This window comes from Alphaproteobacteria bacterium PA2, from assembly GCA_002256425.1.
GTDB lineage: Bacteria > Pseudomonadota > Alphaproteobacteria > Caulobacterales > Caulobacteraceae > Phenylobacterium.
Map to the genome: position 1 here is coordinate 122,789 of NKIZ01000001.1, position 25,633 is coordinate 148,421.

At 65.3% G+C, this 25,633-nt stretch carries 20 protein-coding genes; 15 read left to right on the forward strand and 5 right to left on the reverse strand.

Annotated features, from left to right (window positions below; genetic code table 11):
* Nucleotides 1-2: 2 nt before the first annotated feature.
* Nucleotides 3-536 (reverse strand): inorganic pyrophosphatase, encoded by a 534-nt coding sequence (locus tag CFE28_00580; GenBank protein ID OYU68625.1) that lies wholly within the window; start codon nt 534-536, stop codon nt 3-5.
* A 99-nt stretch (nt 537-635) separates the two neighbouring features.
* Nucleotides 636-1,025: a hypothetical protein gene (locus CFE28_00585; GenBank protein OYU68626.1), complete on the reverse strand. Its 390-nt coding sequence runs from the start codon at nt 1,023-1,025 to the stop codon at nt 636-638.
* Nucleotides 1,026-1,301: 276 nt separating this feature from the next.
* Here CFE28_00585 and CFE28_00590 point away from each other — a divergent pair, with 276 nt between their 5' ends.
* The 12 genes from CFE28_00590 to CFE28_00645 all read left to right on the forward strand — a co-directional run bounded on the left by CFE28_00590 (nt 1,302) and on the right by CFE28_00645 (nt 14,824).
* Complete coding sequence (locus CFE28_00590; GenBank protein ID OYU68627.1) at nt 1,302-1,844, forward strand: ribosome maturation factor RimP; 543 nt, start codon at nt 1,302-1,304, stop codon at nt 1,842-1,844.
* 12 nt (nt 1,845-1,856) lie between these two features.
* Nucleotides 1,857-3,521 (forward strand): transcription termination/antitermination protein NusA, encoded by a 1,665-nt coding sequence (locus CFE28_00595; protein ID OYU68628.1) that lies wholly within the window; start codon nt 1,857-1,859, stop codon nt 3,519-3,521.
* 21 nt (nt 3,522-3,542) lie between these two features.
* Entirely contained in the window at nt 3,543-4,169 is a 627-nt protein-coding gene (locus tag CFE28_00600; protein OYU68629.1) for a DNA-binding protein, read from the forward strand.
* 85 nt (nt 4,170-4,254) lie between these two features.
* Nucleotides 4,255-7,254, forward strand: a complete 3,000-nt coding sequence (locus tag CFE28_00605; GenBank protein ID OYU68630.1) for a translation initiation factor IF-2 — start codon at nt 4,255-4,257, stop codon at nt 7,252-7,254.
* 202 nt (nt 7,255-7,456) lie between these two features.
* A complete protein-coding gene (locus tag CFE28_00610) occupies nt 7,457-7,960 on the forward strand; it encodes a hypothetical protein (protein OYU68631.1) in 504 nt (167 codons plus the stop codon).
* A 39-nt stretch (nt 7,961-7,999) separates the two neighbouring features.
* Nucleotides 8,000-8,791 carry a dienelactone hydrolase gene (locus CFE28_00615; GenBank protein ID OYU68632.1) on the forward strand — a complete coding sequence of 264 codons (792 nt, stop codon included), beginning with the start codon at nt 8,000-8,002 and terminating at the stop codon, nt 8,789-8,791.
* A gap of 107 nt (nt 8,792-8,898) precedes the next feature.
* Nucleotides 8,899-9,318, forward strand: coding sequence for a ribosome-binding factor A (locus CFE28_00620; protein ID OYU68633.1), 420 nt, complete (start codon nt 8,899-8,901; stop codon nt 9,316-9,318).
* A 2-nt stretch (nt 9,319-9,320) separates the two neighbouring features.
* The gene (locus CFE28_00625) at nt 9,321-10,265 is read left to right on the forward strand and encodes a tRNA pseudouridine(55) synthase TruB (protein OYU68634.1); all 945 of its coding nucleotides are present in this window, start codon (nt 9,321-9,323) and stop codon (nt 10,263-10,265) included.
* 3 nt (nt 10,266-10,268) lie between these two features.
* Nucleotides 10,269-10,538, forward strand: a complete 270-nt coding sequence (locus CFE28_00630; protein ID OYU68635.1) for a 30S ribosomal protein S15 — start codon at nt 10,269-10,271, stop codon at nt 10,536-10,538.
* A gap of 245 nt (nt 10,539-10,783) precedes the next feature.
* Nucleotides 10,784-12,919: a polyribonucleotide nucleotidyltransferase gene (gene pnp, locus CFE28_00635; GenBank protein OYU68636.1), complete on the forward strand. Its 2,136-nt coding sequence runs from the start codon at nt 10,784-10,786 to the stop codon at nt 12,917-12,919.
* Between the two features lie 136 nt (nt 12,920-13,055).
* Nucleotides 13,056-13,910: a 2,5-dichloro-2,5-cyclohexadiene-1,4-diol dehydrogenase gene (locus tag CFE28_00640; GenBank protein ID OYU68637.1), complete on the forward strand. Its 855-nt coding sequence runs from the start codon at nt 13,056-13,058 to the stop codon at nt 13,908-13,910.
* Nucleotides 13,911-13,969: 59 nt separating this feature from the next.
* A complete protein-coding gene (locus CFE28_00645) occupies nt 13,970-14,824 on the forward strand; it encodes a multidrug transporter (GenBank protein OYU71479.1) in 855 nt (284 codons plus the stop codon).
* Here the strand turns inward: CFE28_00645 and CFE28_00650 are convergent.
* Nucleotides 14,805-15,227, reverse strand: a complete 423-nt coding sequence (locus tag CFE28_00650) for a hypothetical protein (protein ID OYU68638.1) — start codon at nt 15,225-15,227, stop codon at nt 14,805-14,807. The two genes, CFE28_00645 and CFE28_00650, sit on opposite strands and share 20 nt — an antisense overlap.
* 58 nt (nt 15,228-15,285) lie before the next feature.
* Between CFE28_00650 and CFE28_00655 the strand changes: the two genes are divergently transcribed.
* Nucleotides 15,286-16,065, forward strand: a complete 780-nt coding sequence (locus CFE28_00655) for a 3-hydroxy-2-methylbutyryl-CoA dehydrogenase (GenBank protein OYU68639.1) — start codon at nt 15,286-15,288, stop codon at nt 16,063-16,065.
* Nucleotides 16,066-16,144: 79 nt separating this feature from the next.
* Here CFE28_00655 and CFE28_00660 read toward each other — a convergent pair whose 3' ends face one another.
* Both CFE28_00660 and CFE28_00665 read right to left on the reverse strand, forming a co-directional pair.
* On the reverse strand, nt 16,145-17,647 hold the full coding sequence (locus CFE28_00660) for an ATP-binding protein (GenBank protein ID OYU68640.1): 1,503 nt from the start codon (nt 17,645-17,647) through the stop codon (nt 16,145-16,147).
* A 65-nt stretch (nt 17,648-17,712) separates the two neighbouring features.
* Nucleotides 17,713-19,296, reverse strand: a complete 1,584-nt coding sequence (locus CFE28_00665; protein OYU68641.1) for an FAD-dependent oxidoreductase — start codon at nt 19,294-19,296, stop codon at nt 17,713-17,715.
* Nucleotides 19,297-19,500: 204 nt separating this feature from the next.
* Between CFE28_00665 and CFE28_00670 the strand changes: the two genes are divergently transcribed.
* Together CFE28_00670 and CFE28_00675 are read left to right on the forward strand one after the other, a co-directional pair.
* Nucleotides 19,501-20,577 (forward strand): AI-2E family transporter, encoded by a 1,077-nt coding sequence (locus CFE28_00670; GenBank protein ID OYU68642.1) that lies wholly within the window; start codon nt 19,501-19,503, stop codon nt 20,575-20,577.
* 214 nt (nt 20,578-20,791) lie between these two features.
* Nucleotides 20,792-25,633 (forward strand): glutamate dehydrogenase, encoded by a 4,842-nt coding sequence (locus CFE28_00675; protein OYU68643.1) that lies wholly within the window; start codon nt 20,792-20,794, stop codon nt 25,631-25,633.

The window sequence follows — 25,633 nt, forward strand, 5'->3', positions numbered from 1 at the left end:
GATCAGCCCCTGGCCTTTTCGCGCTCGATGGCCTGACGGATGATTTCGCCGGTTTCTTCGGGATCGGCCCAGCGGACGATCTCCACCGACTTGCCCTTTTCCAGGTCCTTGTAGTGCTGGAAGAAGTGGGCGATCTGCTCGGTCAGGATGGCGGGCAGGCCGCGCCATGAATCCACGCCGGCATAGAAGGGGTGGAGCTTGTCCACCGGCACGGCCAGCACCTTTTCATCATCGCCGGCCTCATCGACCATGATGAGGCAGCCGATGGGACGGCAGCGGATAATGGCGCCGGGCACCACCGGGGTCGGGCCGACCACAAGAATGTCCATGGGGTCGCCGTCGCCCGACAGGGTGTGCGGGATGAAGCCGTAATTGCCGGGATAGTACATTGCAGTATGGAGGAACCGGTCCACGAAGATCGCGCCGCTTTCCTTGTCGAGCTCGTACTTCACCGGCTCGCCGCCCTGGGGGATTTCAATGAGGGCGTTCACGTCATAGGGCGGGTTCACGCCGACGGAAATTTTGGAGATGTCCATGGGGAGATGGCCTTTCCACGCGCGGACGTCGATGTCCGCGCGCGGCTTTTGGACCAAACCGGACGCAGGGGAAAGTCTCCCCCTGCGTGAAATTCAGGTCTAGCGCTTCAGCAGGCCCGCCAGGCCGCCGATGAGATCAGCGACGCCGCCCGACTGCACCTGACCATTGGGGGTCAGGTGGTCGACCACCTGGGGCAGGACCTGGGCCAGGACGCCCGTAGCCATTTGCGGATCTATGCCAAGCTTCTGGGCGAACTCGGCGACCGGGCCCGATCCCATGACGGCCGAAATCTGGTCAGCTGAGATCGGCAGGTTGGCGCCGGTGGAAACCCATGACTTGGCGATTTCGCCGAGGCCGCCCTGTTCAAAGGACGAGACCATGCCGCCGAGGCCGCCAGGCTGGGAATTGATGAGGTTGGTGATGGCCGAAACAGCGTCGCCGCCATTGCCGCCGCCGAGGCTTCCAAGAATGCCGTCAAGCAGACCCATGATCGTTCTCCAGTCGTGTATTGGCCGTCGAAAGCGCGGCCTTTCTGCGCCGAGACTTCTTTGGCGACAGGCCTGGAGTCAAGGAAAGTTGTGACTTCGCAGCCCGGCGTTGAATTCCCCAAATGGTCGCAACCCCGGTTAGGTACACAGAGGGGCTGACAAACCTGTGACGCCTCGTTATAAGACCGGCAACATCGTCCGTAGCGTTGGATAACGCATACGAGCGGCGGGCTTCGGCCCAGCCGCTTTTTTGTTGGCCGGAGGGCGGCGAGTTTGATGCGCGGCAAGACCGCTGAAGATGGCAAGCTCCTGGAGCTGCTCGACCCCGTGGTCGAGGCGACAGGCTATGAGATCGTGCGCCTGCGCCTGATGGGCGGCGAGCACGCCCGACGTCTGCAGATCATGGCTGAAACCCCGTCCGGCGACATGAATGTCGAGGATTGCGCCATAGTTTCCCGGGCCGTGGCCGAAATCCTTGACGCAGCGGACCCGATCACCGGGGAATACACCCTGGAAGTCTCATCTCCCGGCGTTGACCGCCCCCTGACACGACTGAAGGACTTTGCGACCTTCGAGGGCCATGAGGCCCGCCTTGAACTCGACCGCGTCGCCGAAGGCCGCAAGCGGTTCAAGGGCGTGCTGGCCGGGGTCGAAGATGATCAGGTCGCCATCGATCTGGAAGGCGAGGAAGCCACCGCCCTGGTGCCCTTTTCCTGGATCGTCGAAGCCAAACTTTCCCTGACCGACAAGCTGCTCAAGCGGGGCGCCGATGTGCGCGCCGCCCGCCTGGCGGACGAAACCTCAAAGACCGAACTGTAAGGACAAAGACCCATGGCCCTGACCGGAATTTCCGCCAATCGGCTTGAGCTGCTGCAGATCGCCGACGCTGTGGCGCGCGAGAAGAACATTGACCGGGAAATCGTCATCGAGGCGATCGAGGAAGCCATCCAGAAGGGCGCCCGGTCCCGCTACGGCGCCGAGCACGACATCCGGGTCAATATCGACCAGAAGACCGGCGAGACCATCGTCAAGCGGGTGATCACGGTCGTCGCTGACGACGCCGTCTTCGAGAACGAGGAAGGCGTCGCCGAAGAGCCCCCGGGCGGCCGCCGCCTGGCCGACGCCCTGCGCAGCGACAAGGACGCCTTTGTCGGCAAGACCTATGAAGAGGTCCTGCCGCCCTTCGAGTTCGGCCGGGTCCAGACCCAGATGGCCCGTCAGGTCGTCACCGGCAAGGTCCGGGAAGCCGAGCGCGAGCGTCAGTTCGAAGAGTTCAAGGACCGGGTCGGCGAGATCATCAGCGGCACGGTCAAGCGGGTCGAATACGGCAACACCGTCGTCGATCTGGGTCGCGGCGAAGGCATCATGCGCCGGGACCAGTCCATCCCCCGTGAGAATTTCAACATCGGCGACCGGATCCGCTGCTACATCTATGACGTCCGCCGCGAAGCCAAGGGCCCCCAGATCCTGCTGTCCCGCGCCCACGGCGGCTTCATGGCCAAGCTGTTCGCCCAGGAAGTTCCGGAAGTTTATGACGGCGTGATCGAGATCCGCGCCGTGGCCCGTGACCCGGGCAGCCGGGCCAAGATGGCCGTCATCTCCAATGACAGCTCCATCGATCCGGTCGGCGCCTGCGTCGGCATGCGCGGCAGCCGCGTCCAGGCCGTGGTCGCCGAACTGCAGGGCGAAAAGATCGACATCATCCAGTGGAGCCCGGACGAGGCGACCTTCATCGTCAACGGCCTGGCGCCTGCTGAAGTCTCCAAGGTCGTCATGGACGAGGAAGACGAGCGGGTCGAAGTGGTCGTTCCCGACGAGCAGCTGTCCCTGGCCATCGGCCGTCGCGGCCAGAATGTCCGCCTGGCCAGCCAGCTGACCGGCTGGCAGATCGACATCATGACCGAGAGCCAGGAGAGCGAGCGCCGTCAGCGCGAATTCACCGAGCGCACCGCCCTGTTCCAGGAAGCCCTGGACGTTGACGAGGTCATCGCCCAGCTGCTGGTGACCGAAGGCTTCGCCAGCGTTGAAGACGTGGCCTATGTGGAAAACGCCGAAGTCGCGGCCATTGAAGGCTTTGACGAGGACACCGCAGAAGAGATCCAGGCCCGCGCCCGTGACTTCCTTGAGCGGGAAGCCGCCGAGCTGGACTCCAAGCGCCGCGAACTGGGCGTTGAAGACACCCTGCTGGACGTCGAGGGCGTGACCCTGCCCATGGCCGTGGCCCTGGGCCAGGGCGATGTGAAGAGCGTTGAAGACCTGGCTGGCCTGGTCCCCGACGACCTTCGCGGCTGGTTTGAAACCAAGGGCGGCGAGCGCGTCCGTGAAGCGGGCATTCTCGAAACCTTCGGCCTCGACCCCGCAGAAGCCGAAGCCCTGATCATGCGCGCCCGCATTGTCATGGGCTGGGTCGAAGCTCCCCCGGAAGTCGAAGTCGAAGAGGCCCCTGCCGTGGAACTTTCCGAGCAGGAACAGGTTTTCGGAACTTCGGGCAACTAGGCGGAGACCAGCATTACCTCCATGCCCCACGCCACCCTGGCCCAGGCCTCACGCGAACGCCGGGATCTGGCGACGGGCGAGGTCATGGGCGAAGAGGGCCTGATCCGCTTTGTGGCGGGTCCGGGGGGCGTGGTAACGCCTGACCTGGCGCGCAAGCTTCCCGGCCGGGGCCTCTGGGTCGCGGCCAATCGCGCTTCGGTGGACCTGGCGGCCCGAAAGGGTCTCTTCGCCCGATCCGCCAAGGCCAAGCTGACGGCGCCGGCCGACCTGTCGGATCAGGTGGAAGCCCTGTTGCACACCCGGGTGCTGCACGGGCTTGGCCTTGCGAAGCGGGCTGGCGACCTTATCTCCGGTTTCGAGAAGGTCGCAGCCGCCCTTGGCGCCGGCAAGGCGGCCTGGCTGGTGGAAGCGTCTGACGGCGCCCCGGACGGCCGCCGGAAGATACAGAATGCGGCCCGCAAGTCTCCAAGACCGCCCCGTTTGATCGGTGTTTACACCGCTTTGGAATTGGGTTTGGCCTTGGGGGGTGAGAATGTGATACACACCGCCTTCCTTGCGGGGCGTGGCGCTGATCGCTGGACTTTAGACGTCATGCGTTTATCAGGCTTTCGCCCGCTCCTTCCTGAGAGCTGGCGCGAGGAATTTTAGCGGCGGGCAGAGCCTTTGCGGGTTTTGCGCGCCAATTGCTGTTGAATGTGGCTGGGATCGCCCGGCCGGTATATAAAGCGAGCGCATGAGCGACGAGAACGACAACGGCCGACCCCCCGCCCCCGGCGGACGCGCCCCACTGACCCTGAAGCCCCGTACGGGCGCCGGGGCTGTGAGCGCGGGTACGGTAAAGCAGACCTTCAGCCATGGTCGCTCCAAGACGGTGGTCGTGGAGACAAAGCGCGCACGTCCCCATTCCGGACCCGCTGGCAACCTTGCGGCGCCCTCTTCTGCAGAGAAGCGCGTCTTCACGCCGCCGCCCGCAGCCGCAGCCCCGACGCCCCGCCCGTCGGCCCCGCCGGCCGCCGATGGCAACCTGTCTTCCGAAGAACTGCGCGCCCGTCAACGGGCCGCCCTTGAGCATCAGGCCCGTCAGGCCGCCGAGGCCCGCGCCCGCGAAGAACGCGCCAGGGCTGAAGCCGCCGCTGCGGCCGCCGCCGCCAGGGCTGCTGCGCCCCCGCCGGCCGCACCTTCGGAACCTGCGCCTGTGGCCGCGGCGCCGGCGCCTGTCGCCGAAGCCCCTGCCCCTGCCCCTGCCCCAGAGGCGCCCAGGGCAGAGCCTCCCAGGGCCGAAGCGCCCCGTGCTCCGGAGCAAGCAAGGCCGGCGCCCTCAGGCCAGACCCGGACCTATGAGCCGTCCCGCGAGCGCCGTGATGATCGGCCCTCGACCACGACCTATCGTCCGCCCCAGGCGGCTGAACGTCCGGCAGGCCGTTTCGAGAACACCAATTTCGGCCAGCGCGCACCGCGGCCCGACCAGGGCTTCAAGGACCGCCCCGCCGGCGATCGCGGCCCGGCCCGGCCCGCTGGAGACCGTCCCCAGAGTGACCGCGGGCCTCGGCCTGCAGCGCCCGGCGGCGAACCCGTCCGCTATTCGGCCCTGTCTCCGCGTCCGGCGCCCGGTCGTGACGGCGCCCGCCCCGGCGGCCCGCGTCCGCCGCGCACTGCGCCCAACGCCCCGCCTGCTACGCCGGAAATCCAGCGCGCGACCCGTCAGGCGCCCCGCCCCGGCTCGCTCAACATGGATCGTCGTCCGGACGATGATGATGATACGCGCCGCAAGGCCGCCAATGCGCCGGCCAACAAGGCCATCAGCCGGGTCAAGGGCGCTGTCCAGCGTCGCGAAGGCCGCCTGACCATCCAGGCAGTCGCCGGTGATGATGAGGGCGCCGTCGAACGCATGCGCTCCCTGGCTTCGGTTCGCCGGGCCCGCGAACGTGAGCGTGAAAAGCGCAAGGGCGGCGGCCAGGAGCAGGCCCGCGCGGCCCGCGAGGTCATTATTCCCGACGTCATCACCGTGGCCGAACTGGCCAACCGGATGGCGACCCGCGGTGTCGAGATCATCAAGTTCCTGATGCGTCAGGGCGTGATGCTCAAGATCAACGACGTCATCGACAATGACACGGCCGAACTGGTGGCCACCGAATTCGGTCACACGGTCCGCCGGGTGTCTGAAGCCGACGTTGAAGAAGGCTTCATCGGCGCCGAGGATGTGGACGATCACCTGGAAGTCCGCCCGCCTGTGGTGGCGGTCATGGGTCACGTCGACCACGGCAAGACCTCGCTGCTGGACGCCCTGCGCGCCACAGACGTGGCCGCTGGCGAGCATGGCGGCATCACCCAGCATATCGGCGCCTATCAGGTGCGGATGCAGGATGGACAGAAGATCACCTTCCTCGACACTCCCGGCCACGCGGCATTCTCGGCCATGCGCGCCCGGGGCGCTGACGTCACCGACATCGTCATCCTGGTGGTGGCCGCCGACGACGGCGTCATGCCCCAGACCATCGAAGCCATCCATCACGCCAAGGCGTCGGGGGCTCCGATTATTGTGGCGATCAACAAGATCGACAAGCCGGGCGCCAATCCGACCCGGGTCGTCAACGAGCTTCTGCAGCACGAAATCGTCGCCGAAAGCCTCGGCGGCGACACCCAGATGGTGGAAGTTTCCGCCCTTGAAAAGCTGGGTCTCGACGATCTGATCGAAGCCATCCTGCTGCAGGCCGAGGTCATGGACCTGAAGGCCAACCCCGACCGCACCGCCGACGGCGTGGTGATCGAGGCCAAGCTGGATCGCGGACGCGGCGCCGTGGCCACGGTTCTGGTCAAGCGCGGCACCCTCAAGCGCGGCGACATCGTCGTGGCGGGCTCCAATTTCGGCCGGGTCCGCGCCCTGCTGAACGAGCGTGACGAACAACTGGATGAGGCCGGCCCCTCTGTACCGGTGGAAATCCTCGGCCTGGACGGCACCCCTTCGCCGGGCGAAGCCTTCGCCGTCGTCGAAAATGACGCCCGGGCCCGGGAACTGACCGCCTACCGCATCCGTGTGAAGCGCGAAAAGTCCGGCGCCCCCACCACGGGCGGCGTCACCATGGCCGACTTCATGGCCAAGCTGCAGGACAAGAAGATCTCGGAACTGCCGGTCATCATCAAGGCCGACGTCCAGGGTTCTGCAGAAGCCATTGTCACGGCCCTGGACAAGCTGGGCACCGAGGAAGTGCGTGCGCGCATCATCCTGTCGGGCGCCGGCGCGATCAGCGAAAGCGACGTCATGCTGGCCAAGGGCGCCGGATCTCCGGTCCTGGGCTTCAATGTCCGCGCCTCCAAGCAGGCCCGCGATCTGGCCGAGCGTGAAGGCGTGGAAATCCGCTACTACGCCATCATCTACGACCTGATTGACGACATCAAAGGCGTCATGTCGGGCATGCTGGCGCCCGAGCAGAGGGAAACCTTCCTCGGCAACGCCCGGGTCCTTCAGGCCTTCGACATCACCAAGGTCGGCCGGGTCGCCGGTTGCCGGGTCACCGAAGGCGTCGTCCGCCGCGGCGCCCGCGTCCGGATCATCCGCAACGACATTGTCGTGCTCGAACTGGGGGTCCTCCAGACCCTCAAGCGCTTCAAGGACGAAGTGGCCGAGGTCGGCAATGGCGTGGAATGCGGTATGGCCTTCCAGGGCTTCCAGGACATCCAGGAGGGCGACGTCATCGAGTGCTTCACCCTCGAGGAAGTGGCCCGCAGCCTCTAGAGCCCGCCGCGATAAGTGGGAACCGGTTATCGCGACAAGCGTGCTCTAGACCTTTTAATTAGAGCGCAGTTTTACCCTTTAGACGATTCCGTCCAAAGGGAACGCGCTCTAGGATCAACGCCCGGACGTCTCAGCATGTCCGGGCGGTTGACCCGGAGAAATCGCCTCGCCGTCGCCACGGTTTGGCGTTTATAGTCGCGCCATGCGCCGACTCCTGATCCTTGCCCTCACCCTGACGCTCGCCGCCTGCGCGACCGCGCAGAAGCTCACCGCCGCCAATGATGTCCACGCCCTGCTGGTGGCGATCCGCGACAATGACCAGGCGACCTTCGACGCCCATGTGGACCGGGACGCCCTGAAGAAGGAGATCGCCGCCCGTCTGGCCCAGCAGGGTCGCAAGGCGGCTCCGGATTCCCTGGGCGCCCTGACCGCCTTGCTGGCGCCAAAGCTGGCGGACCTGGCCGGCGAGGCCCTGATCCAGCCAAGGGTCTTCCGCAAGGTCGCAGAGTATTACGGCTACAGCGACAGCCAGCCCATTCCCAACACCCTGGTCATAGCTGGCTCCATGAAGCCCATGCCCGACGGGCGCGTCTGCGCCACCGCCAAGAAAGACGGCCCCTGCATGCTGGTCTTCACCCAGACCGACGGGGTCTGGCGCCTGACATCCTTCGCCGGCGACATTTCCATGCTGCGCATCAAGCTCTGATCTGCCTAAACTTCCCGGGAAACTCCTGGGGGACTGCAGATGGGCTATGAAGCGGCGCTGGCCAATTATGAGAAGTCGGACTTCACCGATGGCCCCTGGACCCGTCCGGTCTATCGGCGGGGCTCGGGTCCGGCCGTCATCATCATTCACGAAATCCCCGGCCTGCACCCCCTCGTGATCGACTTCGCCGACCGGGTGGCCGCCCAGGGCATGACCGTCTTCCTGCCCAGCCTTTTTGGCGAGCCCGGACGGCCGGTGACAAATGGCTATGCCATCGCCTCCATGTTCAACGCCATCTGCATCCGGCGGGAGTTCAACGTCTGGAAGAGCGGCAAGTCGAGTCCCATTGTCGAGTGGCTCCGCGCCCTGGCCCGCAAGGCCCATGCCGAGTGCGGCGGCAAGGGTGTTGGCGCGGTCGGCATGTGTTTCACCGGCGGCTTCGCCCTGGCCATGATGACTGAGCCCAGCGTGGTGGCGCCGGTCCTCTCGCAACCCTCCATGCCCATGGCGGCCGGATCAGCCCTGCGCGCCGCCGGCATTGACGCCTCCCCTGAGGAAATCGCCTGCGCCAGGCTGAGATTCTCCGAGGAGGACCTTTCAATGATCGGTCTTCGGTTCAAGTCCGACGCCTTGGTGCCTGACGCCCGGTTCGATACCTACAAGCGCGAGTTCGGCGACAGGTTCGAGGCCATTGAGCTCGAGGATGAGGACGCAAGGCCATCGGAACGTCCCCCTCACTCGGTCCTGACCGTCCACCTGGCCGAGGATGGTCCGTCCAAGGCGGCGGAGCAGAGGGTCATCGCCTTTTTCAGGGAACGCACAGGCGCTTAAGGGGGGAACGGGAATTTGCTTTCCCTTTCGCCTCCAGCACTCTAGAAGCCCGCCCTTCCCTGATCCGGCGTCCGATCCGTGGGTCAGGTCTAACAAGGCGAGCCCAAATGAAACCCGCATCGCGCCGACCCCTCGGCCCCTCCCAACGGCAATTGCGCGCCGGGGAACTGATCCGCCACGCCCTGGTGGAGGTTCTCCGGACCGAAGACATCAATGACGAGGCCCTGAGCGGCGTCTCGGTGACCCTTACCGAAGTGCGGATGGGCAAGGACCTGCGCCATGCCCGCTGCTTCGTTGAGCCCCTGGGCGGCAGTGACGCCCTGACCGTGGTCAAGGCCCTGAACCGGCACAGCAAGTTCCTGCGCGGGCTTCTGGGGCGGTCCATCGACATGAAGTTCACCCCCGAACTGACCTTCGTCCACGACGAGAGCTTCAATGAGGCCGCCCGGATGGAGGCCCTGTTCGCAAACCCCAAGGTCGCCCAGGACCTGGTGAAGACGCCGTCCGACGACGCGGACCAGGACTGATCATGGCGCGGAAAAAAAAGGGCGACCCGGTTTCGGGATGGGTGTGCCTGGACAAGCCCTATGACATGACCTCCACCCAGGCGGTCAGCAAACTGCGGTGGATCTACAACGCCCAGAAGGCGGGCCATGCGGGGACACTGGATCCACTGGCCACAGGCATTCTTCCCATAGCCCTGGGCGAGGCCACCAAGACCGTCCCCTTCATGATGGACGCCGATAAGACCTACCGGTTCAGCATAAGCTGGGGGCGTACGACGGCGACCTATGACCGGGAGGGCGAAACCCTCGATACGTCCGATGTCAGGCCCAGCCGCGAGGCCATCGAGGCCGCCCTGCCGCAGTTTGTCGGCGAAATCTCGCAGGTTCCCCCCGCCTTTTCCGCCATCAAGGTGGATGGTGAGCGGGCCTATGACCTGGCCAGGGCCGGTCAGGACGTCGTGCTGGCGGCGCGGCCGGTGACCATCCATGCCGCGCGGATCATCGACATGCCCGATCCCGATCAGCTGGACCTGGAGATCGACTGCGGTAAGGGGGTCTATGTCCGCGGCCTGGTCCGGGACCTGGCCCTGGCGGTCGGCGCCTGTGGACATGTGAGCGCCCTGCGCCGCACCCGGGTTGGGCCGTTTACCGAAGATCGGGCGATAACACTGGAAATGCTCGAGGATTTGCGCCATAAGCCCGGCTGCTTGGAGGCCCTGCTTCCGGTTGAGACCGCCCTGGACGACATCCCGGAGCTGGCCGTGACCGCCGAAGACGCCTTCCGGCTCAAGCAGGGACGGCCCATCGTTCTCGTTCCCCGACAGGTAGAAGCCCTGGCCTCCCGGCTCAAAACCGGGACCCGGACCGTTTCGGCCCACGCGGACGGAAAGATGGTGGCGCTCTGCGAGATGCGCATGGGTCGGCTCGAACCCACGCGAGTCTTTCACATTGAGAGAGCGGAGACCTAAACGATGTCGATTACGCTTGAGCGCAAAGCTGAACTCATCAAGACCCACGCCCGCAGCGAGGGTGACACCGGCAGCGCCGAGGTGCAGGTCGCAATCCTTTCGGAACGGATCGCCAACCTCACCGAACACTTCAAGACCCACAAGAAGGACAACCACTCACGTCGTGGCCTTCTGAAACTGGTTTCCCAGCGTCGTTCGCTGCTGGACCACCTGAAGAAGACCGACGAAGGCCGCTATACGGCCCTGATCGGAACCCTGGGTCTGCGTCGCTAGATCCTTTAAAGCCCCCGCAAAGCGGGGGCTTTGTACTTCAAGAATGAAGTCTTACGTCGCTGCCCCCAAGACAGGTTGGGGGACCGGAGCGACGGCGCGGCGTCCAGCCGAATGGACACCGTCCTACACGCCGAGGGTTCGCAAACATCCTCACCAACCCCCTGTCAGTCTGGAGAGGATTTCGGAAGTCCGAGCCCTGTCCGCCCCCGTCGGGAATACGCCCGCGGGACGAGAAAGAAGAGAAAATGTTCGATATCAAACGCAAGACCATCGAGTGGGGCGGCAAGACCCTCACCCTCGAAACCGGCCGCATGGCCCGTCAGGCTGACGGCGCCGTTCTGGCCACCTATGGCGAGACCATGGTTCTGGCCACTGCCGTCTACGCCAAGAGCGCAAAGCCCGGCCAGGACTTCTTCCCCCTGACCGTCAACTATCAGGAAAAGTTCTACGCCGCCGGCAAGATCCCCGGCTCCTTCCCCCGTCGTGAAGGCGCCCCGAGCCAGAAAGAAACCCTGACCTCGCGCCTGATCGACCGTCCGATCCGCCCGCTGTTCGTCAAGGGCTTCAAGAACGAAGTCCAGGTGGTCTGCACCGTGCTGGCCCACGACCTGGAAAATGATCCGGACATCGTCGCCCTGGTCGCCGCCTCGGCCGCCCTGGTGATCTCCGGCGCCCCCTTCATGGGCCCGATCGGCGCCGCCCGCGTCGGCTTCATCAATGGCGAATATGTGCTGAACCCGACTCTCGACGAGATGAAGGAATCGGCCATGGACTTGGTCGTCGCCTCCACCAATGACGCCGTCATGATGGTCGAGTCCGAAATTCAGGAACTGAGCGAAGATGAAGTCCTGAAGGGCGTCATGTTCGCCCACGCCGGCATCCAGCCGGTGATCGACGCCATCATCGAACTGGCCGAGCACTCCGCCAAGGAGCCCTTCGACTTCACGCCGGACGACACCGACGCCCTGAAGGCCGAGATGAAGAAGCTGGTCGGCGCGGATCTGGCCAAGGCCTACAAGATCGTCGCCAAGGGCGAGCGTCAGGACGCCGTCGGCAAGGCCAAGGGCAAGGCCGGCGAAAAGTTCCTCAAGTCAGAGGCCAATCCCGACGGAATCGGCGCCGACAAGCTGGGCGCTGTGTTCAAGGAACTGGAAGCTGACGTGGTCCGTCGCAACATCCTCGACACCGGCATCCGCATTGACGGCCGCACGGTGGACAAGGTCCGTCAGATCGTTTCGGAAGTGGGCGTCCTGCCCCGTGCACATGGCTCGGCCCTGTTCACCCGCGGCGAGACCCAGGCCCTGGTGGTCGCCACCCTGGGCACCGGCGACGACGAGCAGATGATCGACGCTCTCGAAGGCAAGTACTACGAGAAGTTCATGCTGCACTATAACTTCCCCCCCTTCTCGGTGGGTGAAACCGGCCGCATGGGCGCCCCCGGGCGTCGGGAAGTTGGTCACGGCAAGCTGGCATGGCGGGCAATCCGCCCCATGCTGCCTGCCCAGGAAGACTTCCCCTACACCATCCGTCTGGTGTCCGAGATCTTCGAGTCCAACGGCTCGTCCTCCATGGCCTCGGTCTGCGGATCGTCCCTGGCCCTGATGGACGCCGGCGTTCCCATGAAGAAGCCGGTCTCCGGCATCGCCATGGGTCTGATCCTGGAATCGGACGGCTTTGCAGTCCTGTCGGACATTCTGGGTGATGAAGATCACCTGGGCGACATGGACTTCAAGGTGGCCGGTACGGAAGACGGCATCACGTCCCTGCAGATGGACATCAAGATCGCCGGCATCACCGAAGAGATCATGAAGAAGGCCCTGGCTCAGGCCAAGGACGGCCGCAACCACATCCTCGGCGAAATGGCCAAGGCGATGGAAGCGCCCCGCGCTGAACTGGGCGAGTACGCTCCGAAGATCGAGACCATCAAGATCCCGGTGGACAAGATCCGCGAAGTGATCGGCACGGGCGGCAAGGTGATCCGCGAGATCACCGCCGAAACCGGCGCCAAGATCGACATCGGCGAAGACGGCACCATCAAGATCGCGGCGGCGGAGCAATCCAAGATCGACGCGGCCAAGGACTGGATCAAGTCGATCGCCTCGGAGCCGGAACTCGGCGCCATCTACACCGGCAAGGTCGTGAAGATCGTCGATTTCGGCGCATTCGTGAACTTCTTCGGCGCCAAGGACGGCCTGGTTCACGTGAGCCAGATCTCCAGCGAGCGCGTCGCCAAGGTCTCCGACGTCCTCACCGAAGGCCAGTCGGTCAAGGTGAAGCTGCTGGGCTTCGATGATCGCGGCAAGACCCGCCTGTCCATGAAGGTCGTCGACCAGGAAACCGGTGAAGACCTTTCCAAGACCGAGGACAAGGAAGAAGCCTAAGGCTTCAACCTACCTCTGAAGATCAAGGGCGGTTGCGGCGACGCAGCCGCCCTTTTTCATGTCCCGGCTCGTCCTTGAGCCTCGACGGGCGCCTTCCGTCGGCTTAGTGATCACTGATCATCTGGGGAGATTGAACATGGCGGGACGTCTGGACGGCAAGGTGGCGGTGATCACCGGCGGCGCATCGGGCATCGGGCTTGGAACGGTGGAGCTCTTCGTCGCTGAAGGCGCCAGGGTGGTGGCTGCCGACATCCAGGACGAAAAAGGCGCCATGCTGGAAAAGCGCTTCCCGGACCGGGTGAAATACGCCCATTGCGACGTCACCCAGGAAGACCAGATCGCCGCCGCCCTGAACCTGGCGGACAGCGAATTCGGCGGTCTCGACATCCTGTTCAACAATGCCGGCATTTCCGACCGCATGACCACAGTGGCCGAGATCACGCCGGAAGGCTGGAGCTGGATCTTCGACATACTGGTCCGCGGCCCGGCCCTGGGCATCAAGCACGCCACGCCCCTCATGCTGAAGCGCGGCGGCGGCTCCATCATCAACACCGCCTCCATCGCCGGTCTGCAGGCCGGATATGGGCCGCTGGCCTATTCCACCGCCAAGGCCGGCGTCATCCACATGAGCCGGGTGGCGGCCGCCCAACTGACTCCGCAGGGCATAAGGGTGAACGCCATCTGCCCGGGTCTGATCGCAACCTCGATCTTCGGCGCCTCCTTCGGCATGCCCATCGAGGTCGCTGACCAGATGGCGGCCATGGTGGCCCAGAACGGCCAGATGGCCCAGCCGGTGAAGAAGGCCGGCCTGCCGGACGACATCGCCAAGGCCGCCCTCTACCTGGCGTCTGAGGACTCCGCATTCGTCTCCGGCACCCACATTGTCGTCGACGGCGGCATCACGGTGGGCGGACGGCATGCCTGGGACACCACCATGGCCTCGCCCTTCGCCACCATATTCGGCGGTGTCTTTCCCGAGCAGCCGGCGTGACAGAGGCGGGGCCTGCCGCCTGGGCGCGCCTGACGCCCAATGTACGCGGCGCCCTCTGGATGGTGGCGTCGGCCCTGGCCTTTACGGTCATGACCACCCTCATCAAGTTCCTGGGGGCTGACTATCCGGCTGGTCTCCAGACCTTCTACCGACAGCTCGCCGGGTTCCTGATCCTGCTGCCGGTCATACTGCAAAGGGGCAAGGCGGTTTTCGCGACGTCCCGGCCGGGCATACTGATCTTCCGGTCTGCGGCGGGGACCATCGGCATGGTCCTGTCCTTCTACGCCTTCCAGAAGATGCCCCTGGCGGACGCCAACGCCCTGAGCTTCACACGCACCCTGTGGCTGGTGCCCCTGGCCGCCTTTGTGCTGGGTGAAAAGGTCGGTCCCTTGCGTATTGGCGCAGCGCTTGTCGGATTCCTGGGGGTTCTGGTCATGGTCAGGCCCGGCGCCGGCGGCCATTTCGCCATGGGGATTCCGGCCCTGGCCATGCTGGGATCATCCTTCCTCTTCGCCCTGACCATCACCGGCATGAAGGTGATGACCAAGGACCATGCGCCGATTGTCCTGCTGGTCTGGTCCGCCGCCCTGGGTCTGGTCCTGGCCCTGCCCGGCGCCTTCCTCAGCTGGCGCTGGCCGGCCTTACCCGACCTGATACTGCTGGGGGTCATGGGGGTGATGGGGACGGTCACCCAGGCCTGCTATATCCGCGGCATGGCTGTAGGCGACGCCGCCGCCATGGCGCCGGTGGACTATATCCGGCTGGTCTTCTCGGTGCTTGCGGGCTTCATGCTCTTCCACGAGCTGCCTGGAATATGGACCCTGATCGGCGCCTTGATAGTCGTGGTCTCGACCCTGTTCATCACCTGGCGCGAGCACGTCACGGCGCGATTGCTCAGGTCTGCTGAAGCCTGACCAGCAGGGCGTCGGCGGCCGCACGGTGGTGGGGCTTGAGATGGCGACCGACTATGGCGATCAAGGCGGCGAAGACCGCGGCGTCATCGGTGAAGCCAATCACGCCCAGAAAGTCCGGAAAGGCGTCTGTGGGCAGGACGAAATAGGCCAGGGCGGCCATCATCATGCCCTTGGCGCCCAGGGGCGTCTGGGGATCCCGGGCGCAATACCAGACCGATATGGCGTCCCTGGCGAAGGGAATGGAGGCCGCCACCCTGGCGATCTTGGGCAGAAAGCCCTGCCGGACCCGCTCCTCATTGACCCTCAGGGTCTGGGGAACCAGGGCCTTTGCCGGGTCAATCGGACCTTTTGCATCAAAACTGTCGTTATTGACGTCGGGTGAGGCTTTGGACTTGGCGCTCATCGGGCTAAAGGCTCGGGTCAACGGGACTTCATCTTAACGAGAACGGGAGCAAAGCGCCATGAAACTCGATTCCTCCATCGCCGCGGTCGTCACCGGCGGGGCCTCCGGCCTCGGCGAAGCCACGGTCCGTCAGCTTGCCGCCCATGGCGTCAAGGTCGCCATCTTCGACATGAACGAAGCCCGGGGCGAGGAAGTCGCCAAGGAAGTCGGCGGCGTTTTCTGCAAGTGCAATGTGACCTCGGAAGACGAAGTCGATGCGGCCTTCGCCAAGGCCCGGGCCGCCCACGGCCAGGAGCGCATCCTCGTCAACTGCGCCGGCACCGGCAATGCGGCCAAGACCGCCAGCCGCGACAAGACAACCGGCGAAACCAAGCACTTCCCCCTGGACGCCTTCAACCTGATCATCCAGATCAACCTGGTCGGCACCTTCCGCTGCATCGCCAAGTCCGCCAAGGGCATGCTGGACCTCGAGCCCATCGACGGAGAGCGCGGCGCCATCGTCAACACCGCCTCCGTGGCGGCTGAGGACGGCCAGATGGGCCAGGCGGCCTATTCGGCGTCCAAGGGCGGCGTGGTCGGCATGACCCTTCCCATCGCCCGCGACCTGGCTGGCGACGGCATCCGCGTCAACACCATCCTGCCCGGCATCTTCGACACCCCGCTGATGCGCGGCGCGCCGGAAGCCGTGAAGCAGGCCCTGGCCAATTCCGTGCCCTTCCCCAAGCGCCTCGGCGCTCCGGAAGACTACGCCCAACTGGCCCTGACCATGATCACCAACGGCTATTTCAACGGTGAAGACGTCCGCCTGGACGGCGCCATCCGCATGGCTCCGCGCTAGGCCCGACCTGAGACGGGATCTGCCTGAGACGGGATCTGAATGACGCCCCGGGCCGCAAGGTCCGGGGCGTTTTCATGGGTCAGCGCCGCTTGCGTCCAGACAGCCCGCCCAGCATGCCGCGCATGATTTCCCGGCCGGCCGTGGACGCCACAGTGCGGATCAGCTGCTTGGCGAATGTTTCGGCCATGCTCTGACGCCCGCCCTGGCGGCCGAACACGACAGAAGCGGCGGAACCAGCCCACTCCCCTACAGGGTTTGAGTCCTTCTGAGGCGCTTCAGGCTGAGCTTCGGCGGTGGGAGCCTCCACCTGGGTCCGGACGTTCAGCCGTTCATAGGCCGACTCCCGGTCAACCACCTGATCATAGAGCCCCTTTACCGGGCTGCCGGCCATGACCTGGGCCCGCTCGGCGGGAGTCGCCGGACCGATCCGGGAATTGGGCGGACGGATCATGGTCCTGGCCACCATGGTGGGGGCTCCCCTCTCGTCCAGCACCGAGACCAGGGCTTCGCCGACCCCGAGGGCCTGAATGGCCTCAGCCGTGTCGAAGGCGGGATTGGGGCGGAAGCTGTCGGCGGCGGCGCGCAGGCCCCTCTGCTCGACAGGGGTATAGGCCCGCAGGGCGTGCTCCACCCGGTTGCCCAGCTGGCCCAGCACGGTCTGTGGAATATCGGCCGGATTCTGGGTGATGAAATAGACGCCAATGCCCTTGGACCGGATCAGGCGGACAACCTGTTCGACCTTCTCCAGCAGGGCCTTGGGCGCGTCCCGGAACAGCAGGTGGGCTTCATCGAAGAAGAAAACCAGCCGGGGCTTTTCGGGATCACCCACCTCGGGCATCTGCTCGAACAGCTCGCTCATCAACCAGAGCAGGAAGGTGGCGTAGAGCTGGGGATTGGAAATCAGCTTGTCGGCCGCCAGCAGATTCACATAGCCCCTGCCGGATCCGTCACAGCGCATGAGGTCGCCCAGGTCCAGGGCCGGCTCGCCAAACAGTCTGTCGCCACCCTGATCCTCCAGCACCAGCAGCTTGCGCTGGATGGTCGCCACGGTCGCCGGCGCCACGCGGCCATAGCGGGCGCTGAGGTCTGCGGCGTGCTCGGAGACATAGTTCAGGGCCGCCTGCAGGTCCTTCATGTCCAGCAGCAGCAGGCCTTCTTCGTCTGCGGCGCGGAACACCACCGCCATGACGCCCTCCTGGACGTCATTGAGGTCCAGCATGCGCGAAATCAGCAGGGGGCCCATTTCCGACACCGTGGTGCGGATCGGATGCCCCTGATCCCCGAACAGATCCCAGAAGACCACCGGTGCAGCAGACGGATGCAGTTCAAGCTTCATGGACTGGGCCCGGGCCAGCATCTTCTCGTTCGGCGTGCCGGTCATGGAGATGCCGCTGAGATCGCCCTTCACGTCAGCGGCGAAGACCGGGACCCCGGCGTCGGAAAAGCCCTGGGCCAGGACCTGCAGGGTCACGGTCTTGCCGGTGCCGGTCGCTCCAGCCACCAGGCCATGGCGGTTGGCCCGGTCCAGGCGCAGATACTCAAAGTGCTCGGAATTGCCGATCAGTACGCCGTCATCGGCCATGGTCTTGTCCTCGAAAAGCCCTCGTGGGTCAGCTTAGTGGCCAGACCGACGACGCGCCACCGGGATCAGCGGCGAAGGTCCTTCAGGATTTCCCGCGCGGCGTTGTGGCCAGGCGCGCCCGTGACCCCGCCGCCGGGGTGGGTTCCGGCGCCGCACATGTAGAGACCCTTGATCGGGCTGCGATAGGCGCCGTGACCCAGGACTGGCCTGGCCGAGAACAGCTGATCAAGGCTCAGCACCCCATGCATGATGTCGCCATTGACCAGCCCGAAGGTCCGCTCCAGATCCAGCGGACTGTTGATCTGGCGGCCAAGGACCGAGGCCCTGAAGCCCGGCGCCCACCTGTCCACTGTATCGATCATCAGGTCGGCGACCTCTTCGCGATGGTCATCCCAGCTGCGACCGCCGGACAGGACCGGCTGGACGTGCTGGCAGAACAGGCTGGCCACGTGCTGGCCGGGAGGGGCCAGGCTGTCATCCAGGGTGGACGGGATCAGCAGCTCGACAATGGGCTCCCTTGACCAGCCATCCTGCCGGGCATCGGCGAAGGCCCGCTCCATATAGGCCAGGCTGGGCGCCAGTATGATCCCGCCGGTCAGGTGATCGCCGGGTTCCGGCAGGCAGCTAAAGCGCGGCAGTTCGCTCAGCGCCACATTCATCCGGAAGGTGCCCGAGCCGGACCGGTAGCGGTCCATCCGCTCGTTGAAGTCGGCGGGCAGCAGGGCGGGATCCACCAGCTTTCTGTAGAGCAGTTGCGGGTGGATGTTGGACACCACGGTCGCCGCCTCGATCCGCTCGCCGGTTGAGGTGACGACGCCGCAGGCCCGGCCCTTCCGGGTCAGGACTTCCCCGACCGCCACCCCGGTCCGGATATCCACGCCCTTTTCCCGGCAGGCCGAGGCCATGGCCTGGGTGATGGCGCCCATGCCGCCGACCGCGTGACCCCAGGCGCCCTTCTTGCCGTTCACCTCACCGAACACATGGTGCAGCAGGACATAGGCCGAGCCCGGGGCGTAGGGGCTGGCGAAATTGCCAACAATCCCGTCAAAGCCCAGGACCGCCTTGATCGGATCGCTTTCGAACCAGCCGTCCAGCCAGTCCCCCGCTGACTGGGAGAAAAGGGCGAGCAGGTCCCGCCGTCCGGTCACGTCCAGCTTCGAAAGACGCCGGCCGATGACGGCGCTTTTCAGCAGTTCCGGAATGGCCTGGAACAGATTGCCCTGGGTCATGTCGGGCGGACTCTGCATCACCAGTTCGCGCAGGACGTCGGCTATGGCCTCCAGCCGGTCATTGTAGGCGTCGAGCCGGTCAGCATCCCTCTGCGAGAACTTGGCGACTTCTGAATGGGTTCGACCATCCCCTGTAGCGAGATATCCGTTCTCCACCGGCAGGAAGTTGGAGACCTTGCGCTCCAGCACCTTCAGCCCGTGCCGGGGCAAATCCAGGTCGGCGATGACCCTGGGATTGAGCAGGCTGACCGTGTAGCTGGCGACCGAATTGCGGAATCCCGGATGGAAGGTCTCGGTCACTGCTGCGCCGCCCACCACATCCCGACGTTCGAGGACTGTAACCTTCAGCCCCCGCTCTGCGAGATACCAGGCGCAGACGAGGCCGTTATGGCCTCCTCCGATGAGGATGACGTCGGTCATGGGATCAGATCAAGCCAGCGGAAACAGGTCAGACTTCAAGCAGCAAGACAGGCCCGACGTCAAACCTCTCCGCCTGCCGGAAGTTTCCATTGCAACCATTTCGCTGGCCGGAAACCATTTGTTCGCCAAATCAGCGGCAGCGTCAGGGGCTGAGATCAGAGCTTCGCTCCGAAGCCCTGAAGTCCTGGGAGTCCTGTCCGACCCATGGCCGACGCCACAACCTCCTCCAGCCTTGAGCGCAACTGCCTGCTCATCCTTGCGGTGATCGCTTCGGGCGCCGCCGCCTATGTCCTGGCTGACATTCTGACGCCGCCGGCCCTGGCCCTCTTCCTGGCCATTGTGGTGGACAGTTTCGCCCGGGCCATAACCCGCAGGCTGAAATGGGTCAGCAATGCCGCAGCCATTCCCATGGCGATCATCCTGTCCCTGCTGCTGTTTGGCGGCTCACTGCTGGTGATTGCGGAAAACGGCGCAAGCCTCGGAGCGAAGCTGGTCACCTATACGCCGCGACTGAACGACCTCCTGGCCAAGGGCGCCAACGCCGTTCACGCCCACAATGTCCCGACCATGGCCGACGCCGTCGCCTGGCTGAACCCGGCCAAGTATCTCGGCGACATCGCCAAGGGCGTTCAGGCCTTCGCCTCCAATGGCGTTCTGATCCTGATCTATCTGGGCTTCATCCTGGCGTCCAAGCGGGGGGTCGAGCGCAAGCTGGTCAGCCTGTCCCGCAACCGGACAGAGCGCCAGAGCGCCACCGAAGTCTTTGTCCGGATCCGTGACAGCGTGGAGCAGTATCTCTGGGTCCAGACCCTCACAGGCCTGATGATCGCCGCCGCCTCCTGGCTGATCATGACGCTGATCGGCCTCGACAACGCCGTCTTCTGGGCCTTCCTGATCTTCATCGCCTCCTATGTGCCCATTGTCGGCGGGGCGATCGGCATACTGGCGCCGCCGCTCTTCGCCCTGGTGCAGTTCGAAGGCATCTGGCCCGCAATCGTGGTGGCCGCAGGCCTGGGTGGCGTGCAGTTCGTGGTGGGCAATGTGATCCTGCCGCGCATGCAGGGCGACAGCCTGAACATCGACACAGTGATTGTCCTGCTGTCCCTGGCCTTCTGGGGCGCAATCTGGGGCGTGCCCGGCATGTTCCTGTCCACCCCCCTGACAGTCATCACCATGGTCATCTGCGCCCAGTTCGAAGGGTCCCGCTGGCTTGCGGTCCTGCTTTCGGCAGACGGAACGCCTGACAAACTTCGCGATCGAAAACCTGCGGCGGGGGCTTAACTTTGCCTGCAGGCTCCCCATCTCTGGGTGGCTCGACACCCCTTCGAGCCCAAAATGCTCATAGAGCATCATGCCTCCTGAGGGCTCCGCCTCCCCCCCAGGGCGGGGCCAGACGCCGCCGGATACTCTCCTCCGGCGGCGTTCTCATGTCTGAACCTTCCCACTCCCTGCATTCGCCCCTCCTGACTTCACCCCAGGCGATCCGGACAAGCCCATGACCAAACCTACGAAAGCCGGCCTCAAGGCCGCCTTCAGCGCCCTTGTCAGCGAGCCGGCCGCAGAGGCCTTTCTTGACCAGGCGAACCGCGACCTTGGTCCCGACGACCTGCCGGATTTCAGCGCCGAGGACCTGGCGGGCCTCCTGGCCGATTTCTGGGCCTATGGCTCGGTTCGAAAGGGCAGGACACCCAGCCTGCGCCTGGTGTCTGATCCGGCCTCAGGCCTCGACCGGCTGGAAATCATCCAGCCTGACGCCCCCTTCCTGGTGGACAGCGTCATGGGCGAGATCGCCGAGCAGGGCCTGTCGGTCCGCGCCATGTTCCACCCCATTGTCGAAGTGGGACGCGACAAGGCAGGCGCCCGGTCGGACGACGCCATCGCCCAACGCGAGTCCATGATCCTGGTGGTGATGGACAAGGTCGGGGCCGACCGTGAGGCCGCCCTGCTCCGGGGCGTCAAGGCGGTTCTGGCTGATGTCCGCGCTGCTGTGGAGGACTTCCCGAAAATGCTGGCCCTGATGGGCCGGACTGTCGCCGAGGTCCAGGGCCGCACCGTTTCAGGCAAGGCCGAGAGCCTGATCCGTGAAGAGGATGTGGACTTCCTGAACTGGCTGCGGGACGAGCACTTCGTCTATCTCGGCGCCCGGGTCTATGAATACCCGCGCAAGGCGGACGGGGACTATGCCCCGGAGGAACCCCTGGTCCAGCCGGAGTCGGGCCTGGGCGTCCTGCGCAGCCCCGAACGCACCGTGCTGAGGCGGACCTCGGAACCGGCCGTTCTGTCGACCCAGATCCGCAAGCGCATGGCCGACCCTTCGGTCATGGTGGCCAAGTCCAATGTCCGCAGTCTGGTCCACCGTCGCGGCTACATGGATTATGTGGGGATCAAAGCCTACGGCGCTGACGGCAAGCCGTCGGGCGAGGTGCGGTTTGTCGGCCTGTTCACAGCCGAAGCCTATGACAAGCCGGCCAATGAGGTTCCACTGATCCGCGCCAAGCTTCAGACAATTCTGGCCAGGTCAGGCGCCCTGCCCGGCAGCCACAACGAAAAACGCCTGAAGAACATCATCGAGAACTATCCAAGGGACGAGATCTTCCAGGCGCCCGTAGCCGACCTGCTGTCCACGTCCCAGGCCATTCTCCACCTCTATGACCGCCCCCGGGTCCGCCTTTTCGAGCGCCTGGACCCCTATGACCGCTTCGCCTCGGTCCTGCTCTATGTTCCCCGTGAACGCTATGATTCCGGTCTTCGCGCCAAAGCAGGCGCCCTGCTGGCCGAGGCCTATGGCGGCCGGATTTCAGCCTATTATCCGTCCTTCTCAGACGCCCCCCTGGCCCGGGTGCACTTCATTGTCGGGTTCAATCCCGGCGATCACAAGAAGCCGGATCTCAGGAAGATCGAAGACCAGATCGCCGCTGCAGCGCGGACCTGGGAAGACCTGTTCTCTGACGCCGTGCGCGGCCAGAACCGACCCATGGCCCAGGTCGCCGAGCTGTTGGGCCGTTATGGCGGCGCCTTCACCGCAGGATACAAGGACAAGTACGACTCTGAAGAGGCCCTGGCGGACCTGCAGGTGCTGGAAACCCTGTCCGTCAGCGATGGCGTCCACATCCGCGCCTATCGCCGGCCCGACGACGCCCGCACCCAGTTCCGGTTCAAGCTCTATCGTCCGGGCGCCCCGGCGCCCCTGGCCGATGTCCTGCCAATTCTCGAGAACATGGGCCTGAAGGCCATGGTGGAGACGGGCTTTCCCGTCACCCCCGCCGGTGGCGGAACGGTCTGGATCCACGACTTTGACCTGCTGGACGAGCAGGGCGAGCACCTTGTCTTCGAACAGGTAAAACAGGCCTTCGAGGACGCCTTCACCGCCGTCTGGCAGGGCCGGACCGAGAATGACGGCTTCAACCGTCTGGTGCTGGAACTGCCGGCCTCCTGGCGGGAAGCGGCCCTGATCCGCGCCCTGTCCCGGCACCGTCAGCAGTCGGGCCTCGACCCCAGCCAGAGGGTGCAGGAAGCCGCCCTTGCGGCCCACCCCGCCGTGACATCGGGGATTCTCCAGCTGTTCCGCACCAGGTTCGATCCCGCCATCAAGGTCGATCTGAAGACCCGTCAGGCCCGGGCGGCAGCGGAAATGGCCGAGATCATCGAGGCCCTGCAGACCGTCGAGAGCCTGGATGAAGACCGGGTCCTGCGGCGGATCGCCCTGCTGGTGGGGGCCATACAGCGCACCAACTATTACCAGCCAGGCGCCGATGGGCAGCCCAAGGCCTATATCAGCTTCAAGGTCGCCTCGCCGGAACTGGCCGACCTGCCCCTGCCCAAGCCCTATCGCGAGATCTTCGTCTGGGCGACCCATGTGGAGGGCGTCCACTTGAGGTTCGGCCCCGTCGCCCGGGGCGGCCTGCGATGGTCCGACCGCCGCGACGACTTCCGCACCGAGGTCCTGGGCCTTGTGAAGGCCCAGCAGGTCAAGAACGCCGTCATCGTGCCTGTGGGGTCAAAGGGCGGCTTCTATCCCAAGCAACTGCCAAAGGGCGGCAGCCCTGACGCCGTTCGGGCCGAAGGGGTGCGGGCCTATACGACCTTCCTCCAGGGCCTGCTGGATATCACCGACAACCTGACCGCTGACGGCAAGGTGGTCCATCCCAAGGGCGTGGTCGTCCATGACGGGGATGATCCCTATCTGGTGGTCGCCGCCGATAAGGGCACGGCGACCTTCTCGGACATCGCCAATGGGGTAGCGGAGTCCTACGGCTTCTGGCTGGGCGACGCCTTCGCCTCCGGCGGCTCAGCGGGCTATGACCACAAGGTCATGGGCATTACCGCCCGGGGCGCCTGGGAAGCCGTCAAGCGGCACTTCCGCGAACTGGGCAAGGATATCCAGACCGAGCCCTTCACCGTGGTCGGCGTTGGCGACATGTCCGGGGACGTCTTCGGCAATGGCATGCTGCTGTCAAAGGCGACCCGGCTGATCGCCGCCTTCGACCACCGGCACATCTTCCTGGATCCGGATCCGGATGCGGCGGTCTCCTATGCCGAGCGGGCGCGGATGTTCGCCCTGCCCCGGTCGTCATGGGATGACTATGACCGCTCGGCCATTTCGAAGGGCGGCGGCGTCTTCGCCCGCAGCCTGAAGTCCATCCCCCTGACGCCGGAGGTCAAGGCCGCCCTCGACATTGCGGCTGACACGGTGACACCGGGCGAGCTGATCAACGCCATACTGCGGGCCCGGGCCGAGCTGCTCTATCTGGGCGGCATTGGCACCTATGTGAAGGCCCGGTCCGAGGGCCACGGGGATGTGGGCGACAAGACCAATGACGCCTGGCGGGTCAATGGCGGCGACCTCCGGGTCAAGGTCGTCGGCGAAGGCGCCAATCTTGGCCTGACCCAGGCCGGCCGGATCGAGTTCGCTCTGCATGGCGGACGGATCAACACCGACGCCATCGACAATTCCGCAGGCGTCGACTCCTCCGACCATGAGGTGAACATCAAGATCGCCACCGGCGCCCTTGAGCGCACCGGGGTCCTGACGCGCCCGCAGAGGGACAAGCTTTTGCGGTCCATGACCCAGGATGTGGCGAGCCACGTCCTGCGCCACAACTATGATCAGACCCTGGCCCTTTCCCTGATGGACCTGGACGCGGCCAGCGATCTGGACGCCCAGGGCCGGTTCATGGCCAGGCTGGAGTCCCAGGGTCGCCTCGACCGGACCGTGGAAGGCCTGCCCGACGCCGTCCTGCTGGCCGAGCGGGCCCAGGCGAGGCGGGGTCTGGCTCGGCCCGAGGAGGCCGTCCTGCTGGCCTATGGCAAGCTGGAGCTGTCCCAGGACATGGTGGCCACTTCGGCCCCGGATGACCCGTATTTCGAAGCCGTGCTCGAAGGCTACTTCCCCAAAGGCCTGCGCAAATACGATCAGGTGCTCAGCCGGCACAGGCTGCGGCGGGAAATCATCGCCACGGTTGTCGCCAATGACATCATCAACAAGTGCGGCCCGTCCTTCCCGGGGCGGCTGATGGCGGCGGCGTCCTGTGACACACGGGCCCTGATTGTCGGCTATGAGGCGGCCAAGGCCGTGCTGGACCTGCCGCGTCTCTGGAGCGCGGTGGCGGCCCTGGACAGCAAGGTGCCCGGCGAGATCCCGGCCAGCGGCCAGATGGCCCTGTTCAAACGCCTGGTCTACACCCTGCGGGGCGAGACCTTCTGGCTGGCCCGTCGGGCTGGTCGCGAAAACCTCAGCGTCGGCGACCTGATCCGCCGCTATGAGCCCGGCACGACGGAACTGCGCAAGCTGGGCGGCGACATCCTCGCTCCGGTCGAGCGACAGCGGGTGGACGACGAGGTCCAGGCCATGGTCGCCCTTGGCGCGCCCCAGGCCCTGGCCCGGCAGGTGGCCAACCTGGAGCCCCTGACCACCGCCATCGACCTGGTGGACCTGGCCGAAGGCTCCAGCTGGCGTCTGGCGCCTGTGGCCCGGCTCTATCAGCAGGTGGGGGCTGACTTCGCCTTCGACCGCCTGCGGGTGGCGGCCGGCAGCTTCCGGGCCGGCGACAACTTCGAACGCACGGCCCTGCGGCGACTGATGGAAGACCTGCTGGCCGAACAGGCTACGGTGACGCGGGCGGTCATGGCCTTTGCAGGGTCAGAGAAGTCAGCTGACGATACGGCAGGCGCGGTCCGGGCGGTGAAATCCTGGGCGGCCATGCGTCGGGAAGTGGTGGGCGCGGCGCATCAGGCTGTTGAGGAGATTGAAAGCGCGGGGGGTTCCTGGACCTTCGCCAAGCTGACCATCGCCAACGCCGCCCTGCGGGAACTGGTGTCGTCTGTCGGCCAGAAATAG

Bases quoted from the DNA above. Each gene is read 5' to 3' on its own strand.
- CFE28_00580 (OYU68625.1), bottom strand. From the start codon at position 536: ATGGACATCTCCAAAATTTCCGTCGGCGTGAACCCGCCCTATGACGTG.
- CFE28_00585 (OYU68626.1), bottom strand. From the start codon at position 1,025: ATGGGTCTGCTTGACGGCATTCTTGGAAGCCTCGGCGGCGGCAATGGC.
- CFE28_00590 (OYU68627.1), top strand. From the start codon at position 1,302: ATGCGCGGCAAGACCGCTGAAGATGGCAAGCTCCTGGAGCTGCTCGAC.
- CFE28_00595 (OYU68628.1), top strand. From the start codon at position 1,857: ATGGCCCTGACCGGAATTTCCGCCAATCGGCTTGAGCTGCTGCAGATC.
- CFE28_00600 (OYU68629.1), top strand. From the start codon at position 3,543: ATGCCCCACGCCACCCTGGCCCAGGCCTCACGCGAACGCCGGGATCTG.
- CFE28_00605 (OYU68630.1), top strand. From the start codon at position 4,255: ATGAGCGACGAGAACGACAACGGCCGACCCCCCGCCCCCGGCGGACGC.
- CFE28_00610 (OYU68631.1), top strand. From the start codon at position 7,457: ATGCGCCGACTCCTGATCCTTGCCCTCACCCTGACGCTCGCCGCCTGC.
- CFE28_00615 (OYU68632.1), top strand. From the start codon at position 8,000: ATGGGCTATGAAGCGGCGCTGGCCAATTATGAGAAGTCGGACTTCACC.
- CFE28_00620 (OYU68633.1), top strand. From the start codon at position 8,899: ATGAAACCCGCATCGCGCCGACCCCTCGGCCCCTCCCAACGGCAATTG.
- CFE28_00625 (OYU68634.1), top strand. From the start codon at position 9,321: ATGGCGCGGAAAAAAAAGGGCGACCCGGTTTCGGGATGGGTGTGCCTG.
- CFE28_00630 (OYU68635.1), top strand. From the start codon at position 10,269: ATGTCGATTACGCTTGAGCGCAAAGCTGAACTCATCAAGACCCACGCC.
- pnp (OYU68636.1), top strand. From the start codon at position 10,784: ATGTTCGATATCAAACGCAAGACCATCGAGTGGGGCGGCAAGACCCTC.
- CFE28_00640 (OYU68637.1), top strand. From the start codon at position 13,056: ATGGCGGGACGTCTGGACGGCAAGGTGGCGGTGATCACCGGCGGCGCA.
- CFE28_00645 (OYU71479.1), top strand. From the start codon at position 13,970: ATGGTGGCGTCGGCCCTGGCCTTTACGGTCATGACCACCCTCATCAAG.
- CFE28_00650 (OYU68638.1), bottom strand. From the start codon at position 15,227: ATGAGCGCCAAGTCCAAAGCCTCACCCGACGTCAATAACGACAGTTTT.
- CFE28_00655 (OYU68639.1), top strand. From the start codon at position 15,286: ATGAAACTCGATTCCTCCATCGCCGCGGTCGTCACCGGCGGGGCCTCC.
- CFE28_00660 (OYU68640.1), bottom strand. From the start codon at position 17,647: ATGGCCGATGACGGCGTACTGATCGGCAATTCCGAGCACTTTGAGTAT.
- CFE28_00665 (OYU68641.1), bottom strand. From the start codon at position 19,296: ATGACCGACGTCATCCTCATCGGAGGAGGCCATAACGGCCTCGTCTGC.
- CFE28_00670 (OYU68642.1), top strand. From the start codon at position 19,501: ATGGCCGACGCCACAACCTCCTCCAGCCTTGAGCGCAACTGCCTGCTC.
- CFE28_00675 (OYU68643.1), top strand. From the start codon at position 20,792: ATGACCAAACCTACGAAAGCCGGCCTCAAGGCCGCCTTCAGCGCCCTT.